The sequence below is a fragment of the Serratia sp. A07 genome, from assembly GCF_058725505.1.
Map to the genome: position 1 here is coordinate 193,830 of NZ_JBZXDO010000001.1, position 15,271 is coordinate 209,100.

19 protein-coding genes are annotated in these 15,271 nt (G+C 61.5%); 8 read left to right on the top strand and 11 right to left on the bottom strand.

Going from position 1 to position 15,271, the window contains the following annotated elements:
• Positions 1-131 precede the first annotated feature (131 nt).
• The 8 genes from fliL to sra all read left to right on the top strand — a co-directional run bounded on the left by fliL (position 132) and on the right by sra (position 4,769).
• Positions 132-617, top strand: coding sequence for a flagellar basal body-associated protein FliL (gene fliL, locus AC4PR2_RS00965; protein WP_004934797.1), 486 nt, complete (start codon positions 132-134; stop codon positions 615-617).
• Between the two features lie 5 nt (positions 618-622).
• Entirely contained in the window at positions 623-1,627 is a 1,005-nt protein-coding gene (gene fliM / locus AC4PR2_RS00970) for a flagellar motor switch protein FliM (RefSeq protein ID WP_025303254.1), read from the top strand.
• Positions 1,620-2,036, top strand: coding sequence for a flagellar motor switch protein FliN (gene fliN / locus AC4PR2_RS00975; RefSeq protein ID WP_038876868.1), 417 nt, complete (start codon positions 1,620-1,622; stop codon positions 2,034-2,036). The genes fliM and fliN overlap by 8 nt, the downstream gene beginning before the upstream one ends.
• Complete coding sequence (gene fliO / locus AC4PR2_RS00980; protein ID WP_492174822.1) at positions 2,036-2,440, top strand: flagellar biosynthetic protein FliO; 405 nt, start codon at positions 2,036-2,038, stop codon at positions 2,438-2,440. The genes fliN and fliO overlap by 1 nt, the downstream gene beginning before the upstream one ends.
• Entirely contained in the window at positions 2,437-3,198 is a 762-nt protein-coding gene (gene fliP, locus AC4PR2_RS00985; protein ID WP_025303257.1) for a flagellar type III secretion system pore protein FliP, read from the top strand. Before fliO ends, fliP begins: the two co-directional genes overlap by 4 nt.
• A 21-nt stretch (positions 3,199-3,219) precedes the next feature.
• Entirely contained in the window at positions 3,220-3,489 is a 270-nt protein-coding gene (gene fliQ, locus AC4PR2_RS00990; RefSeq protein ID WP_004934803.1) for a flagellar biosynthesis protein FliQ, read from the top strand.
• Positions 3,490-3,491: 2 nt separating this feature from the next.
• A complete protein-coding gene (gene fliR / locus AC4PR2_RS00995) occupies positions 3,492-4,274 on the top strand; it encodes a flagellar biosynthetic protein FliR (RefSeq protein ID WP_033632754.1) in 783 nt (260 codons plus the stop codon).
• A gap of 360 nt (positions 4,275-4,634) precedes the next feature.
• Complete coding sequence (sra, locus tag AC4PR2_RS01000; protein ID WP_087763075.1) at positions 4,635-4,769, top strand: stationary-phase-induced ribosome-associated protein; 135 nt, start codon at positions 4,635-4,637, stop codon at positions 4,767-4,769.
• 272 nt (positions 4,770-5,041) lie between these two features.
• Here sra and flgL read toward each other — a convergent pair whose 3' ends face one another.
• From flgL to flgB, 11 genes are all read right to left on the bottom strand, one after another.
• Positions 5,042-6,001: a flagellar hook-associated protein FlgL gene (flgL, locus tag AC4PR2_RS01005; RefSeq protein WP_060420803.1), complete on the bottom strand. Its 960-nt coding sequence runs from the start codon at positions 5,999-6,001 to the stop codon at positions 5,042-5,044.
• Positions 6,002-6,060: 59 nt separating this feature from the next.
• Positions 6,061-7,710 (bottom strand): flagellar hook-associated protein FlgK, encoded by a 1,650-nt coding sequence (gene flgK, locus AC4PR2_RS01010; RefSeq protein WP_060425883.1) that lies wholly within the window; start codon positions 7,708-7,710, stop codon positions 6,061-6,063.
• Positions 7,711-7,994: 284 nt separating this feature from the next.
• A complete protein-coding gene (flgJ, locus tag AC4PR2_RS01015; protein ID WP_049200258.1) occupies positions 7,995-8,939 on the bottom strand; it encodes a flagellar assembly peptidoglycan hydrolase FlgJ in 945 nt (314 codons plus the stop codon).
• Complete coding sequence (locus AC4PR2_RS01020) at positions 8,939-10,039, bottom strand: flagellar basal body P-ring protein FlgI (RefSeq protein WP_004934816.1); 1,101 nt, start codon at positions 10,037-10,039, stop codon at positions 8,939-8,941. Before AC4PR2_RS01020 ends, flgJ begins: the two co-directional genes overlap by 1 nt.
• A 10-nt stretch (positions 10,040-10,049) precedes the next feature.
• A complete protein-coding gene (flgH, locus tag AC4PR2_RS01025) occupies positions 10,050-10,751 on the bottom strand; it encodes a flagellar basal body L-ring protein FlgH (protein WP_004934817.1) in 702 nt (233 codons plus the stop codon).
• 83 nt (positions 10,752-10,834) lie between these two features.
• Positions 10,835-11,617, bottom strand: coding sequence for a flagellar basal-body rod protein FlgG (gene flgG / locus AC4PR2_RS01030; protein WP_004934819.1), 783 nt, complete (start codon positions 11,615-11,617; stop codon positions 10,835-10,837).
• An 18-nt stretch (positions 11,618-11,635) separates the two neighbouring features.
• Positions 11,636-12,391: a flagellar basal body rod protein FlgF gene (locus AC4PR2_RS01035; protein WP_443014399.1), complete on the bottom strand. Its 756-nt coding sequence runs from the start codon at positions 12,389-12,391 to the stop codon at positions 11,636-11,638.
• A gap of 12 nt (positions 12,392-12,403) precedes the next feature.
• Complete coding sequence (gene flgE / locus AC4PR2_RS01040) at positions 12,404-13,627, bottom strand: flagellar hook protein FlgE (protein ID WP_004934822.1); 1,224 nt, start codon at positions 13,625-13,627, stop codon at positions 12,404-12,406.
• A 54-nt stretch (positions 13,628-13,681) separates the two neighbouring features.
• Positions 13,682-14,359, bottom strand: coding sequence for a flagellar hook assembly protein FlgD (gene flgD / locus AC4PR2_RS01045; RefSeq protein ID WP_016927297.1), 678 nt, complete (start codon positions 14,357-14,359; stop codon positions 13,682-13,684).
• 12 nt (positions 14,360-14,371) lie between these two features.
• Positions 14,372-14,776 (bottom strand): flagellar basal body rod protein FlgC, encoded by a 405-nt coding sequence (gene flgC / locus AC4PR2_RS01050; protein WP_004934826.1) that lies wholly within the window; start codon positions 14,774-14,776, stop codon positions 14,372-14,374.
• 5 nt (positions 14,777-14,781) lie between these two features.
• On the bottom strand, positions 14,782-15,195 hold the full coding sequence (flgB, locus tag AC4PR2_RS01055) for a flagellar basal body rod protein FlgB (protein ID WP_033634995.1): 414 nt from the start codon (positions 15,193-15,195) through the stop codon (positions 14,782-14,784).
• Positions 15,196-15,271: the final 76 nt, after the last annotated feature.

Here is a 15,271-nt window from a genome sequence, read left to right on the forward strand (position 1 = left end):
GCGTCTATTCAGGCTATTGCACGCCGCAATAGACGCGATAATACCTTTACATGTCATGCGTGCGGCCTTGCCGCGCGCTATGCCCGCCGCCTCGCCGGCCGCGGGTGGAACAACAGGAATTAGATTTCGCTATGTCTCAGAACTCCCTTCCGGCAGCACCGAAACGCCCCCTTCTGGTCATCCTGCTGGTCTTGATCAGCGTCGTCGCCTGTGGCGCCGCGGGCTACAGCTGGTGGCTGCTGCAACAGCATAAAAACGGCGCCGAACCGGCCGCCGCCAAACAGCAACCGCCGGCCGCGCCGGTGTTCATGCCGCTCGACACCTTTACCGTCAACCTGGTGACGCCGGACAACAACCCGGATCGCGTGCTGTACATCGGCCTCACGCTGCGTCTGCCGGACGAAAGTACCCGCCGCCAGCTGAACGATTTTCTGCCGGAAGTGCGCAGCCGTCTGCTGATGCTGCTCTCCCGTCAGGAAGCGAGCCAGCTGGCCAATGAACAAGGGAAGCAACAGTTGGTGGCGCAGATTAAGGACGTGCTCAGCCCGCCGCTGGTTAAGGGACAACCGAAGCAGGTGGTCAGCGACGTGCTGTTCACCGCCTTCATACTGCGGTAATCACTATGGGCGATAGCATTCTTTCACAGGCAGAGATCGACGCCTTGCTCAACGGCGACAGCGCGGGTGATGAACCCGAAGCGATAGTCGGCAAAGAGAGCGAGGTCAAGCCTTACGATCCGAACACCCAGCGCCGCGTGGTGCGCGAGCGTCTGCACGCGCTGGAAATCATCAACGAACGTTTTGCCCGGCAGTTCCGCATGGGGTTGTTCAACCTGCTGCGCCGCAGCCCGGACATTACCGTCGGCCCGATCAAAATCCAGCCGTATCACGAGTTCGCCCGCAACCTGCCGGTGCCGACCAACCTGAACCTGGTGCATCTGAACCCGCTGCGCGGCACCGCCCTGTTCGTGTTCGCGCCGAGCCTGGTGTTCATCGCCGTCGATAACCTGTTCGGCGGCGACGGCCGCTTCCCGACCAAGGTCGAAGGCCGCGAGTTCACCCCGACCGAACAGCGGGTGATCAAGCGCATGCTGCGCCTGGCGCTGGACGCCTACGGCGACGCCTGGAGCGCCATCTACAAGATCGACGTAGAGTACGTGCGCGCCGAAATGCAGGTGAAGTTCACCAACATCACCACCTCGCCGAACGACATCGTGGTCACCACGCCGTTCCAGGTGGAGATCGGCGCGCTGACCGGCGAGTTCAACATCTGCATTCCGTTCGCGATGATCGAACCGCTGCGCGAGCTGTTGACCAACCCGCCGCTGGAAAATTCGCGGCAGGAAGACAGCCACTGGCGCGAAACCCTGGTGAAGCAGGTGCAACACTCCGAACTGGAGCTGATCGCCAACTTCGTCGATATCCCGATGCGGCTGTCGAAAGTCCTGAAGCTGCAGCCGGGCGATGTATTACCGATAGACAAGCCGGAACGCCTGATCGCCCATGTGGACGGCGTACCGGTTCTGACCAGCCAATACGGCACGTTGAACGGGCAATATGCCCTGCGTGTTGAACATTTGATTAACCCTATTTTGAATGCTCTGAGTGAGGAACAGCCCAATGAGTGATCCTAAGCAACCGTCTGGCGAAGGAAAGGAATCCGTAGACGATCTGTGGGCTGATGCGTTTAACGAGCAGCAGTCGACAGAGAAATCCGGCGCGAGCACCGAAGGGGTGTTCAAGTCGCTGGAAGCTCAGGATGCGCTCGGCAGCCTGCAGGATATCGACCTGATCCTGGATATTCCGGTCAAGCTGACCGTGGAACTGGGGCGTACCAAGATGACCATCAAAGAGCTGCTGCGCCTGTCGCAAGGCTCGGTGGTGGCGCTGGACGGCCTGGCCGGCGAGCCGCTGGACATTCTGATCAACGGTTACCTGATCGCACAAGGTGAAGTGGTGGTGGTGGCCGACAAGTTCGGCGTGCGCATCACCGACATCATCACCCCGTCCGAACGCATGCGTCGACTGAGCCGCTGATGACCGTCGCGGCGCCCGTTACCGTCCAAAGTACCCAACAACCCGCCGCGCCGGCCTTGCCGGCCGGTTCGGTGTTGATGCAGGTCAGCAGCGCGCTCGGCGGCATTCTGCTGCTGATCCTGCTGGCCGGTTGGCTGTTCCGCCGGCTGGGCTTCGCTCCGCAGGCGCGCAACAACAAGCTGCTCAACCTGCGCGCCAGTTGCCAGGTCGGGCAGCGCGAGCGCGTGGTGGTGGTGGAAGTCGACGATACCTTACTGGTATTGGGCGTCACCGCCCAGCAGATCCCCCCGCTGCACACCCTGCCCGCCCCGCCGAAAGACGTGGGTGCGGCCGATACGGCGACGCCGGCGGACTTCCGCCAACTGATGCAAAAAGTTCTGAAACGCCCGGAAAAATCGGCATGACTTCGACTCTTCATACCCTCGTCCGCCGTCCGGCGGTTTGGCTCCCTGCCGCCCTGCTGTTCATCAGCCCGGCGGCTTTGGCGCAACTGCCGGGGCTGATCAGTCAGCCGCTGGCCAACGGCGGCCAAAGCTGGTCGCTGCCGGTGCAGACGCTGGTGCTGTTGACCTCGCTGACCTTCCTGCCCGCCATGCTGCTGATGATGACCAGCTTTACCCGCATCATCATCGTGCTCGGGCTGCTGCGCAACGCGCTGGGCACCCCGTCGGCGCCGCCGAATCAGGTGATGCTGGGGCTGGCATTGTTCCTGACCTTCTTCATCATGTCGCCGGTGTTCGACAAGGTCTATCAGGACGCCTACCTGCCGTTCAGCCAGGACAAGATCGGGCTGGAGGTCGCGCTGGATAAAGGCGCGCAGCCGCTGCGCGAATTCATGCTGCGCCAAACGCGCGAAACCGATCTCGCGCTGTACGCCAGGCTGGCCAATCAGCCGCCGCTGGCCGGCCCGGAGGCGGTGCCGATGCGCATCCTGCTGCCCGCCTACGTCACCAGCGAACTGAAAACCGCCTTCCAGATCGGCTTTACGGTGTTCATTCCGTTCCTGATTATCGACCTGGTGGTCGCCAGCGTGCTGATGGCGCTGGGGATGATGATGGTGCCGCCGGCCACCATCTCGCTGCCGTTCAAGCTGATGCTGTTCGTGCTGGTCGATGGCTGGCAGCTGCTGCTCGGCTCGCTGGCGCAGAGCTTCTATTCGTAACCCCCGATCGGAGAACGCGAGATGACACCTGAATCGGTTATGGCGCTCGGCACCGAGGCGATGAAAGTGGCGCTGGCGCTGGCCGCGCCGCTGCTGCTGGCGGCGCTAATCAGCGGCCTGGTGGTCAGCCTGCTGCAGGCCGCTACCCAGATCAACGAAATGACGCTGTCGTTCATCCCCAAAATTCTGGCGGTGGTGGCCACCATCATCATCGCCGGCCCCTGGATGTTGAACCTGCTGCTGGACTACATGCGCACCCTGTTCAGCAACCTGCCCACCCTGATCGGCTAACCGTGCTCACCTTCGACAGCGCCCAGCTCACCGTCTGGCTCAGCCACTATTTTTGGCCGCTGCTGCGCATTCTGGCGCTGATAAGCACCGCGCCGATATTCAGCGAAAAGCAAATCAGCAAAAAGGTCAAAATCGGCCTTGGCGGGCTGATCGTCATCCTGATCGCGCCGACGCTGCCCGCCAGCAATATCCCGATCTTCTCCGCCGCCGGCCTGTGGCTGGCGATTCAACAGATTCTGATCGGCGTGGCGCTGGGATTGACCATGCAGTTCGCCTTCGCGGCGGTGCGCCTGGCGGGCGAAGTGATCGGCATGCAGATGGGCCTGTCGTTCGCCACCTTCTTCGATCCCAGCGGCGGCCCGAACATGCCGGTGCTGGCGCGCCTGCTCAACCTGCTGGCGATGCTGCTGTTCCTCAGCTTCGACGGCCATCTGTGGCTGATTTCGCTGCTGGCGGACAGCTTCCACACCCTGCCTATCCAGACGCAGCCGCTGAACGGCAACGGCTTCCTGGTGCTGACCCAGGTCGGCTCGCTGATCTTCATCAACGGCATGATGCTGGCGCTGCCGCTGATCTGCCTGCTGTTAACGCTGAACATGGCGCTCGGCTTGCTCAACCGCATGACGCCGCAGCTGTCGGTCTTCGTGATCGGCTTCCCGGTCACCATGACCTTCGGCATCATGACGCTGGGCATGATGATGCCGATGTTAGCCCCGTTCTGCGAGCATCTGTTCGGTGAAATCTTCGATCGGCTGGCGGCGGTGATCGGCGGCATGACCTTCTAAGCCTCTGCGCAGCCCCTTCCTTCCCCCCGTTTTCGCCTGAGACAAAATGGCAATAAAAACGCTTTCTTGGGACAAAAGCCTGAGAAACGCCTTTTATCCGGATTAAGGTTCAAATGTCTCCGGCGGCTTGAATAAATAAAACCCCGACCTAGAATAGACCCGGTTACAAAAAAATATCGCCTTGCACCTCCTTATTTTTCGCAGCGATAAAGTACGTTTATCTCGAGTAAAAAAATAAGAATAACGCAGTCACGCATTGTTAAATGCGCGGCAGATAACTTACACCCAGAATAAATGCGTCCGGCAGCCTGCCGGCTGCAGGGCGCAGCATCGACCTTTGCTAACCACAGGAGCGAGATCATGATTAAAGCGAAAAGCAACCGCAAAGCACGCCGGTTATTCGGTTTGACCCACTGGAAAAGCAACAAGTTTAGAGTTTCTTTTACCGAGACGGCCGACGGCGGAAAATGGAAAGTAGAGAAGAAAAAGAAATAGCACCACTATTTATCGTCAGGGGAATAATATCCATCGCGATTTTTCCACCACTGATTTCAATAATGCCGTTGCGCATTAAACAGAGGTGACAATCGTATTATTTCTTCCCTGATGAAAAAAAGGCGCGTCACTCAGTCAGTAGTGGGAGAACGAGTGACGCGCCAAACGAGTGCGCCCGGTTTCAAGAAGCCTTCCTCCCCGCGGGGCGGAGAGGACGTTTTCTAAGCGCACTAAAGGGAAACCCGTCGCGGTCAGGCAACGGGGTCTTGCTCTTAACGATTCATCTGGAACAGCGACATGCCCTGCATATCGCTGAAGGTTTTATACGACGCCTGCAGTGCCGCCTGCTGCATAAAGTAAGACGAAATAGACTCGGCCAGATCGGCATCCGTCAACGCGCTCATCTGGACCTGGTTGGTCATGTCGCGCTCTTTGCCGATGCTGTCCAGCTGATCCATCTCCTGCAGCTGGCTGCCCAGCTCGGCGCGCACGCTCAGCACGTTGTTGTATGAGTTGTCCAGGCCGCGGTTGGCTTTCGCCAGCGCATCGTTCACCTGCTGCTTGGTAGCCTCATCGGCGCCCTGCAGCGGGGTTTTCAGCGCGTTCAGCGCGATATCGATACTCTCGAACACGTTGCTGACCGGCGCGCTGCCGTCCGGCTCAGGCTTCGGGTTGCTGGTCAACGACATGAACACCGCGTTGCCGGTATGACCGATGGTCATGGTGCGGTTGGCGTCCACTTTCTGCTGAACCGTCTTGTCACCGCCCTGATAGCTGACGGTGCCGCCGTTGTCGACGAACGGCGCCTTGTCGTTCACGTATCCGCCGAACATATAGCGGCCGTTGCCGTCGGTGCTGTTGGCCTGGTTCAGCAGCTGATCTTTCAGCCCCTGCAGCTGGGTGGCCAACGACTGGCGGTCGTTATCGCTTTCCGTGCCGCCGGCGCTGACGATCAGCGCCTTCATGTCCGCGATGGTGGACGTCGCGCCGGCCAAGACCGTTTCTTCCATCGACACGCTTTGGCGAGCGAAAGTCCGCGCCAGCGTGTATTGGCTGTTTTCCGCCTGCGACTGCGATAACATCACCGCGCGCGACGCCGCCAGCGGATCGTCGGACGGGTTGATCACCCGCTTGCCCGAGGAAAGCTGCTCGGCGGCCTTCATGAACAGCGACTGGTTGCCCGTGATGCCGTTCATGTTCTGTTGGTACATCATGCTGGTGCTCATGCGCATGCTGTGGGTTCCTTACTCTGAGCGACCGGCGCCGTTATCAGCGCCGGTTAACAATGAAATCAACGAATATTCAGCAGCGCGTCGAACAGCGAGCTGGCGGTCTGGATCACCTGCGCGTTGGCCATGTAGTACTGCTGGAAACGCAGCAGCTCGCCGTACTCTTCGTCAAGGTTAACGCCGGACATCGACTGCTGTTGCGCGCCCAGCTGCGTCACGATCTTGGCCTGCGAAGTGGCGATGGCCTTGGCGGCAGCGGTCTGGTTACCGACGCCGCTGACGATGCCGGCGTAAGCGCCGCTCAAGGTCGCCTTGCCGTCCACCAGGTTTTTGGTCTGCAGATCCAGCAGCTTCTTGGCGTTTTCGTTATCGCCTCGGCCGCTGTCGTCTTTACCGGCGGCGGCGATCTTGGACGAATCGGTGATGGCCACTTTCAGATTGCCCGCCACGTCGCTGACCGGCTTCACGGTGAAGCTGTCTTTAGCCTGCGCATTGCCGTCGATGCTCACTTCCAGCCCATCGAAGTTCAGCGTCGGTTTGCCATCGGCGCTGGTGCCCGGCGTGGCGTTGACTTTCACGTTGTCCGGCAGGCGGCTGACCTGCCAGTTGCTGCCGTCGAACTCGACGCGATAATCGTTGGCCTTCACCTTGCCGGTGTCGGTGTAAGCGACCGACAGCGACGCGTCGCCGGTGTTGCGGGTGTTATCCACCACCCGGCCGCCGCTGAAGCTGAAGAAGTCGCCGCCTGCGTCACCGTTCAGGTCGAAACCGGCGCGATGCTGCTGGTTGAAGCTGTCCGCCATTGCCAACGCCAACTGGCCCAGCTGATTGCGCACGCCGTCCAGCGTCTCGCTGCGGAATTTCAGCACGCCGCTCAGGCTGCCGCTGGTGATCTGGCCTTCCGGCACTTCGCTGGCGCCATTGCCGCGGTTATAACCGATGGTCAGGCGGGAAGGATCGCTGCTGGAAGGCATCGCCTCCACCTGATAAGTGTTGCTGCCCTGCACCAGGGTCAAACCGTTGGCGAAGGAGACGGTATAAGCGTCGCCATCCTGCTGCGTGACCTGCACGCCCACCAGCTGATTCAACTCGGTAACCAGCTGATCGCGCTGATCCAGCAACGCATTCGGCTCGCCGCCGGCGCTGCCGCGCAAACGGGTGATCTCGTCGTTCAGCTTGGCGATCTGTTGGCCGTAGCTGTTGATCTGCTGCGCCGTATCGCTGATCTGCTGATTGACGCCGTTGTCCATGTCGCGCAGGAATTTGTCGGTGTTGTTGAACTGGTTCACCAGGCCGTTGGCCTTGCCCAACACCGTCTGGCGCGCGGCGTCGTCACCGGCGTTGCTCACCAGGTTCTGCAGGTTGGTGAAGAAATCCTGCATGTTGGTCGACAGCGGGTTGGTTTTGCTCGCCAGCAGGTTGTCTATCTGCGAAATCTTCTCGTAATAGGCGTTTTGCGCCCCGAAGGCGCTTTGCGCACCGCGCAGCTGGTTGGTGATGAACTGGTTGTACTCGCGGTTGACGCTGGTGACGGTCACGCCGTTGCCGATAAAGCCGCTCATGGTGGCCATGCCGCCGTTCTGCGCCAGGATCGCGGTCTGGCGGTTATAGCCCGCCACGTTGTAGTTGGAGATGTTGTTGCTGACGGTACTGAGCGCCACCTGAGCCGCATTCAGCCCGCTCATCGCGGTATTGATTAAGCTATTGGACATCGGGATTCCTTATGCTGCGGCGCCGGTGGCCCACAGGGTTCTAATTGAGCTGCTGAGCCTGTTCGCTCAGCCTGTCTCGGTTATCGGCAAAAATGAGAAGAACTTGAGGAAAAAAAGCGGCAATGCGGTCAGCATCCAGCCAGCCTTCATTACCGCCTATCCCCTCAATAATTGGCGTCGCAGCAAGGCGACAAGCAAGGGCGTCCCCGGGAGCCTGGTTAAGCCAAGTGACCGGGGCGAGCCTGTGCAGTCAACGCCGCGGCGGCGTCAAGCCTGACGGGGATTTAGAACAAATCTTTCAGATCGTGGGTATACGCTTTGACCGCCTGTTCCCCTGCGTTCTTCATCTGCTGAATCACGCTGACCAGTTTGCTGGCGTACTGCGGGTCGGTGGCGTAGCCGGCGCGTTGCAGCGCATGCGCCGCCTGCTCCGGGCTGCGCGCGGCGGCCACGTCGGCGTAGCGCGGGTTGTTGGTCAGCAGCTTGACGTAATCGGCGATCGCCTCGACGTACGAGCCGTAGACGCGGAACTTCGCCTTCACCTTCTTCGCCGCGCCCTGTTCGAACTCGGTGGTGGTGATCTCCGTCACCGGCCCGTTCCAGCTGCCGCCGGCCTTAATGCCGAACAGGTTGTAGCTCGGCGTGCCGTCCGAGGTCGGGATCTCGCGCTGCCCCCAACCGGACTCCAGCGCCGCCTGCGCGACGATCAGCTGATGCGGAATGCCGCTCTGCTGGCTGGCGACCTTCGCCGGTATCGACAGGCGAGCGACGAAGTTGCCGTTGTTGAGCGACAGCGGCGCGGCGGCCGGCGGGGCTTTCGGCATCGCGCGACGCACCATCTGCTCCAGCGCCTGGTTCGGCAGCGTTTGCAGCACCTCGTTGTCCAGCGCCATCGGCGACAGGCCCGCCGTTTCGCTCGGCACCGTGTTGGCGTTGCTCATCTGCTTGACCATCATGTCGGCCAGCCCCAGCCCTTTTTGCGACATCTGCTGGGCGATTTGCTGGTCGTACATCGAGGTATAGAGCCGCGTTTGATCGCTGCTCAATACCCCGTCCTGCGGCAAGGCGGAACGCATGCTTTTCAGCATCATCTGCACGAACATGCCTTCCACCTGCTGGGCCACCTGCTTGAGGTTGCCCTGCGGGTCGGCCGCCGCATCGCGCTTGAGGCCATTCAGCGCCTGGGCGTCATAGGCCGCGCCCGACATCGCCATCAGATCGCCGGCCATCAGATGATTTCCAGCTTGGCGCGCAGGCAGCCGGCGCTCTGCATCGCCTGCAGGATCGACATCAGATCGATCGGCGTGGCGCCCAGCGCGTTCAGCGCGCGGATCACGTTGTTCAGGTTGGCGCTGGCGTTCACCTTCTGCAGCGATCCGCCCTGCTGTTGCACCGAGATCTGGGTGTTTGGCGTCACCACCGTCTGGCCGCCGCCGAACGGCGTCGTCGGTTGGCTGACGGTGTTCTGCCGATCGACCACCACCGACAGGTTGCCCTGGGCGACGGCGCAAGAGTCGAGGATCACATCGCGGTTCATCACCACCGAACCGGTGCGCGAGTTGATGATCACTTTGGCATCCATCGCCCCGACGTTGACGGTGATGTTTTGAATCTCCGCCAGGAAGCGCACCTGAGAGCTGTTGCCCTGCGGCACCAGCACCTGGATCGTGCGGGCGTCGAGCGGCGTCGCGGTGCCGCCGCCGCGTTGGCGGTTGATGGCGTCGCTGATCTGCTGCGCCAGCGTGAAATCTTCGTCGTTCAGTTGCAGGTTGAGAACGCCGCCGCTGCCGAAGGTGGTCGGCAGCTCGCGCTCGATGGTGGCGCCGTTGCTGATGCGCCCGCCCGCCAGCTGGTTGACCTGCACGCTGCTGCCGCCGGCCGCCGCACCCGCGCCGCCGACCAGCACGTTGCCCTGCGCCAGCGCATAAACCTGGTTATCCACGCCTTTGAGCGGCGTCATCAGCAGGGTGCCGCCACGCAGGCTCTTGGCGTTGCCCATCGAAGAAACCACCACGTCGATGTTCTGCCCGGCGCGCGAGAACGGCGGCAGTTTGGCGGTTACCATCACCGCCGCCACGTTTTTCAGCTGCATGTTGGTGCCTGGCGGCACGGTGATGCCCAGCTGCGACAGCATGTTGCTCAGGCTTTGGGTGGTAAACGGCGTCTGCATGGTCTGGTCGCCGGAGCCGTCCAGCCCCACCACCAGGCCGTAGCCGATCAGGGCGTTGTCTCGCACGCCCTGCACCGTCACCAGATCGCGGATGCGCTCCGCCGCCGCCGGCAAGCACACCAGCCCGACGCACAGCGCGATAAACCATTTTTTCAGCATCAGTCAATCCTTAGAACGGTGAAACATTTAAGAAGAAGCGCTGCAGCCAGCCCATGGTCTGCGCTTCGTTGATATAGCCATTGCCGACGTATTCGATACGTGCGTCCGCCACCTGCGTCGAGGTCACCGAGTTGTTGCCGCTGATGGTGCGCGGATTGACGACGCCGGAGAAGCGGATGAATTCCGTGCCCTGGTTGATGGCGATCTGCTTTTCCCCTACCACGTGCAGGTTGCCGTTGGCCAGCACCTGGTTGACCGTCACCGTAATGGTGCCGTTGAAGGTGTTGTTGGCGTTGGCGCCGCCCTTGCCGCCGAAGGTGCTGTCGCCGGAAATGTCCATATCGGCGCGCGCATTGCCCAACAGGCCGTCGAGGTAACGCGGCGAGGTGGCGACGCCGAACTTGCTGGCGCCGTTGCGGCTGGCGTTGGCGGAAGAGCTCTTGCTGGCGCTGACGTTTTCCTGCAGCACGATGGTCAGGGTGTCGCCGACGTTGCGCGGACGGCGGTCTTCGAACAGCGGCTGGTAGCCGTAGTTCATCGGCTGCACCGTCTGGAAGATCGAGCCGTTCGGCATCGGCGCGCTGGCCGGCGCGGGCTGCGCCGTGGTCGCGCCGTCCACCAGCGGTTTGTGCGGGATATAGGCGCAGCCGCTCAGCGTCAGCATCACCATTCCCGCCAGCCAGCGTTGTCCCTGCCGCGGCAGGATTGCCATCGAATATGTGGTTACCACGGGTATCGCCTTTGTTTCACGAAAGAGAATGACGGGCGCGGCAAGCCGGGCCCGTCAATGACAGATTACAGTTGCGTCAGCTTTTGCAGCATCTGATCGGAGGTCGATACCGCTTTGCTGTTGATCTCGTAAGCGCGCTGAGTCTGGATCATGTTGACCAGCTCTTCCGCCACGTTGACGTTGGAGGTTTCCACGTAGCCCTGATACAGCAAACCGGCGCCGTTCAGCCCCGGGGTGCTCTCGTTCGGCGCCCCCGAGCTTTCGGTTTCCTGATACAGGTTCTCGCCCACGCTCTCCAGACCGCTGTCGTTGACAAACGTGGTCAGCGTCAGTTGGCCTACCTGCTGGGCGGCGGTTTGCCCCTGCTGGGTGACGCTGACGATACCGTCGCGGCCGACGGTGATGGACAACGCGTTAGCCGGAATGGTGATCGCCGGCTGCACCTGGAAACCGCTGGAGGTCACCAGCTGGCCGTTCTGATCGATCTGGAACGACCCGTCGCGGGTATAGGCCTGAGTGCCGTCCGGCAGCATCACCTGGAAGAAACCCTGCCCCTTGATGGCGACATCTTTACTGTTGTTGGTCTGCGACAGGTTGCCCTGGCTGTGCAGACGCTCGGTCGCCACCGGACGCACGCCGGTCCCGATCTGCAGGCCGGAGGGCAGCGTGGTCTGCTCGGAGGACTGCGCCCCCGGCTGACGCATGGTCTGATACAGCAGGTCTTCAAATACCGCCCGCTGGCGTTTGAAGCCGTTGGTGCTGACGTTCGCCAGGTTGTTGGCGATCACGTCCATGTTGGTCTGCTGCGCGTCCAGACCGGTTTTGGCAATCCATAAGGATGGAATCATCGGTTATTTCCTTGCTGCTTAACTCATTGAGAGCAGTGAGTTGGCACGCTGTTCGTTTTCATCCACGCTGTGGATGACCTTCATTTGCATTTCAAAGCGGCGGGCGTTGGCGATCATGTCGACCATGGTTTCCACCGGCTTGACGTTGCTGCCTTCCAGCACGCCCGGCATCACCCGCACCAGCGGATCGTTTTGCAACTGATTGCCGCGCTGCTGTTGGGTTTCCGGCGTCAGGCGGAACAGCCCGTCGTCACCGCGCATCACTTCGCGCGCATCGGCTTTCACCAGCTTCAGGCGGCCGATCTGCGCGATGGTGTTCGGCGGATCGCCGGCGTTCAGCGCCGAGATGGTGCCGTCGGCCGCGATGGTGATCTCCGCCGACGGCGGCACCTCGATCGGGCCGCCGTCGCCCATCACCGGCAGCCCCTGCACCGTCAACCGCCCGGTGGAGGAGATCTGAATGTTGCCGTTGCGGGTATAGGCTTCACCGACACCCGGCAGGCTCACCGCCAGGAAACCGTCCTGCTGCAGCGCCACGTCCAGCGGACGCGACGTGTAGTTCAGCGCCCCCTGGCTCATGTCGGCGCCCGGCGTCGACGCGGTCACCAAGGTGCGCGTCGCCATACTCGGCCCGTCGACCGGTACCGCGCGCAACGCGGCGAGCTGGGCGCGAAAGCCCGGCGTCGACGCATTGGCCAGGTTGTTGGCGGTGATGGACTGCTGTTCCAGCGTTTGGCGCGCCGCGCCCATCGCGGTATAAATCGCGTGATCCATGACTCGGCCCTATTAGCGCAGGCTAACCAGCGTCTGCAGGATGGAGTCCTGCGTCTTGATGGTCTGGGCGTTGGACTGGTAGTTACGCTGTGCGACGATCATGTTCACCAGCTCCTGGCTCAGATCGACGTTGGAAGACTCCAGCGCGCCGCTGGTCAGCTTACCGAAGCCGCCGCCGCCCGACAGACCGACGCGCGGCTGGCCGGATGCACCGGTTTCCTGCCACACGTTATCGCCCTGCGACGCCAGCCCTTCCGGGTTGGAGAAGTTGGCCATGACGATCTGGCCCAGCACCTGGGTCTGCTGGTTGGAGTAGATGCCCACGACGGTGCCGTCGTTGTTGATTTGGAAGTTGGTGTATTCACCGGCGGCATAGCCGTCCTGCGCCACTTTGCTCACCGAGTCGCTGCCCACGTTCTGCTGCATGCTGCCGGCGAAGCTCAGGGTGAAGTTTTGCGCCGGTGCGCCGTCTTTGGCGGTCATCGGGATCACCATGCTGAACTCGCCCGGCGCGCCGTTGGTGCTGGTGGTTTTCACCAGGTTGCCGCTGGTGCTGAACTCCATGGTGCCGGCGTTCACTGGCGCTGCGCTGCCGTCCTGGGTATAGACCTGCCACTTGTTGTCTTCCGTCTTCACGAAGTAGGCGTTGATGTTGTGCGCGTTACCCAGCGAGTCGTAGGCGGTGATGGTGTTGACGTAGTTGTAGCTGTCCTGTTTGGTCGGATCGAACGTCTTGTTCTCCGGCACTTTATGGGTGGACTTCAGGTTGGTTACCATCTCACCGGAGGTAGACGCCTTGGCGTTCATCATGCCTTCAGGAATGCTCAGCGGCACCGGGTTGGCACCCTGCTGGATGGTCGGCGGGGAACCGGCCGCCGGGTAACCGGTCAGCTGCAGGCCCTGCATGTTGGTCAGATTGCGGTTCTCGTCCAGCTTGAACTGGCCGTTGCGGGTATAGAAGATACCGCCGTCTTTATCCTGCATGCGGAAGAAGCCGTTGCCGTTGATGGCCACATCCAGCGCACGGCTGGTGCCGGTGGTGGTGCCGCCCTTGAAGTTCTGGGTGATGCCGGACACTTTAACGCCCAGCCCAACCTGCGAACCGGCGAACATGTCGGCGAAGGACACGCTGCCGGATTTGAAACCCGCGGTCGCGGAGTTGGCGATGTTGTTACCGATCACGTCCAGGTTGGTTGCTGCCGCGTTCAAGCCGCTGACTGCCTGAGAAAAGGCCATGTTATTCTCCGAATAGTGGTCAGGCTATCGTCCGATTGAGCCTGATGCTTAGGGTTATAAGATCTGTCGCACGTCTTCCAGGGTGGCGTTGCCCGCCAGGCCGAGATCCAGCTTGGCGCCGTTGCCGTCGCGGATCACGCCGTTCACCAGCCCGAAGTGCAGGCTGCGCGCCACCAACTGTTCACCGTTGCCTTTGGCGTTAATCGCCACTTTGTAGGCGCCGTCGGGCGCGGTAGAGCCGTCGTCCAGCGAACCGTCCCAGGTGAAGGCGTGTACGCCGGCGGTCAGGCCGCCGATTTCGATAGTGCGCACCACCTGCCCGCTGGCGTTGGTGATGGTGGCGGTCACCTGATCGGCGGCGCGCTCCAGTTCCACGCCGAACGGCGTGGTGCTGACCTTGCCATCCTTGCTGCCGACCAGAATGTTGTTGCCCGGCACCATCACGCCATGACCGATCAGCGCCGTCGCCTGCAGCGACTGGTTGCTGTTGATCTGGCCGGAGATCGAGCCCAGCGTGGTGTTGAGTTTTTCGATGCCCTGAACGGTGTTGATCTGCGCCAGCTGCGAGGTCAGCTCGTTGTTCTGCATCGGATTGGTCGGATCCTGGTTTTTCAACTGCGCCACCAGCAGCGTCAGGAAGCTGTTGTGCAGATCCTGGCTGTTGGTATTTTTGCTGTTGTTACCGATGACGGTGTTGTCCAACGACTCGTTAGTGGTTGCGGCAATAGCCATGGGAACCTCCGGTTACTGACCCAGCGTCAGGGTTTTCATCATCATCGACTTGGTGGTGTTGAGCACCTCGACGTTGGCCTGGTAGCTGCGGGAAGCGGAGATGGTGTTGACCATTTCCCCCACGACGTCGACGTTCGGCATGCGCACGTAGCCCTTGGCGTCCGCCAGCGGGTTGCCCGGCTGGTACACCAGACGCTCGGGCGCCGGATCGTCCACCACCTGAGCGACGCGCACGCCGCCGGTCGGCTGCCCGGGCGCCGCCGCGACCTGGAACACCACCTGCTTGGCGCGGTAAGGCTCGCCGTCCGGGCCGGTCACGCTGTCGGCGTTGGCCATGTTGCTGGCGCTGACGTTCATGCGCTGGGATTGCGCCGATAACGCCGAGCCGGAGATATCAAAAATGTTCAGTAAAGACATGCGCCTTATCCTTGTTGCAGCACGGACATCATCCCTTTGATCTGCCCGTTGAGCAGCGTCAGGTCGGTCTGATATTTCAGGCTGTTATCGGCAAAGTTGGTGCGTTCGCGATCCATGTCCACCGTGTTGCCGTCCATCGACGGCTGGTCCGGTACCCGGTACAACAGATCGAGCTGCGGCGGCTGCAGGGTTTGCGCCGGGATGTGGCGCGCCGCCGTCAGGTTCAGCGACATGCCGTTGCCGTTGACGCGCCCTTGTTCCAGCACTTTGTTCAATTGGCTGGCGAAATCGATATCCCGCGCCTGATAACCCGGTGTGTCTGCGTTGGCGATGTTGGCGGCCAGAATTTCCTGCCGCTGGGCGCGCAAGTTCAGCGCCTCTTGGCCAAAGCGCAGAGCCGCGTCCAGTTTGTCGAGCATGCTCCCTCCGCGAGGTTAGAATTTGGAGTCGACAGGATAAACGTCCCCAGCGTCACCCTATCGCGGGAATAGACGC

Coding starts and splice junctions, on each gene's coding strand:
- fliL (WP_004934797.1), top strand. CDS start 132: ATGTCTCAGAACTCCCTTCCGGCAGCACCGAAACGCCCCCTTCTGGTC.
- fliM (WP_025303254.1), top strand. CDS start 623: ATGGGCGATAGCATTCTTTCACAGGCAGAGATCGACGCCTTGCTCAAC.
- fliN (WP_038876868.1), top strand. CDS start 1,620: ATGAGTGATCCTAAGCAACCGTCTGGCGAAGGAAAGGAATCCGTAGAC.
- fliO (WP_492174822.1), top strand. CDS start 2,036: ATGACCGTCGCGGCGCCCGTTACCGTCCAAAGTACCCAACAACCCGCC.
- fliP (WP_025303257.1), top strand. CDS start 2,437: ATGACTTCGACTCTTCATACCCTCGTCCGCCGTCCGGCGGTTTGGCTC.
- fliQ (WP_004934803.1), top strand. CDS start 3,220: ATGACACCTGAATCGGTTATGGCGCTCGGCACCGAGGCGATGAAAGTG.
- sra (WP_087763075.1), top strand. CDS start 4,635: ATGATTAAAGCGAAAAGCAACCGCAAAGCACGCCGGTTATTCGGTTTG.
- flgL (WP_060420803.1), bottom strand. CDS start 6,001: ATGCGCATGAGCACCAGCATGATGTACCAACAGAACATGAACGGCATC.
- flgK (WP_060425883.1), bottom strand. CDS start 7,710: ATGTCCAATAGCTTAATCAATACCGCGATGAGCGGGCTGAATGCGGCT.
- flgJ (WP_049200258.1), bottom strand. CDS start 8,939: ATGGCCGGCGATCTGATGGCGATGTCGGGCGCGGCCTATGACGCCCAG.
- AC4PR2_RS01020 (WP_004934816.1), bottom strand. CDS start 10,039: ATGCTGAAAAAATGGTTTATCGCGCTGTGCGTCGGGCTGGTGTGCTTG.
- flgH (WP_004934817.1), bottom strand. CDS start 10,751: ATGGCAATCCTGCCGCGGCAGGGACAACGCTGGCTGGCGGGAATGGTG.
- flgG (WP_004934819.1), bottom strand. CDS start 11,617: ATGATTCCATCCTTATGGATTGCCAAAACCGGTCTGGACGCGCAGCAG.
- AC4PR2_RS01035 (WP_443014399.1), bottom strand. CDS start 12,391: ATGGATCACGCGATTTATACCGCGATGGGCGCGGCGCGCCAAACGCTG.
- flgE (WP_004934822.1), bottom strand. CDS start 13,627: ATGGCCTTTTCTCAGGCAGTCAGCGGCTTGAACGCGGCAGCAACCAAC.
- flgD (WP_016927297.1), bottom strand. CDS start 14,359: ATGGCTATTGCCGCAACCACTAACGAGTCGTTGGACAACACCGTCATC.
- flgC (WP_004934826.1), bottom strand. CDS start 14,776: ATGTCTTTACTGAACATTTTTGATATCTCCGGCTCGGCGTTATCGGCG.
- flgB (WP_033634995.1), bottom strand. CDS start 15,195: ATGCTCGACAAACTGGACGCGGCTCTGCGCTTTGGCCAAGAGGCGCTG.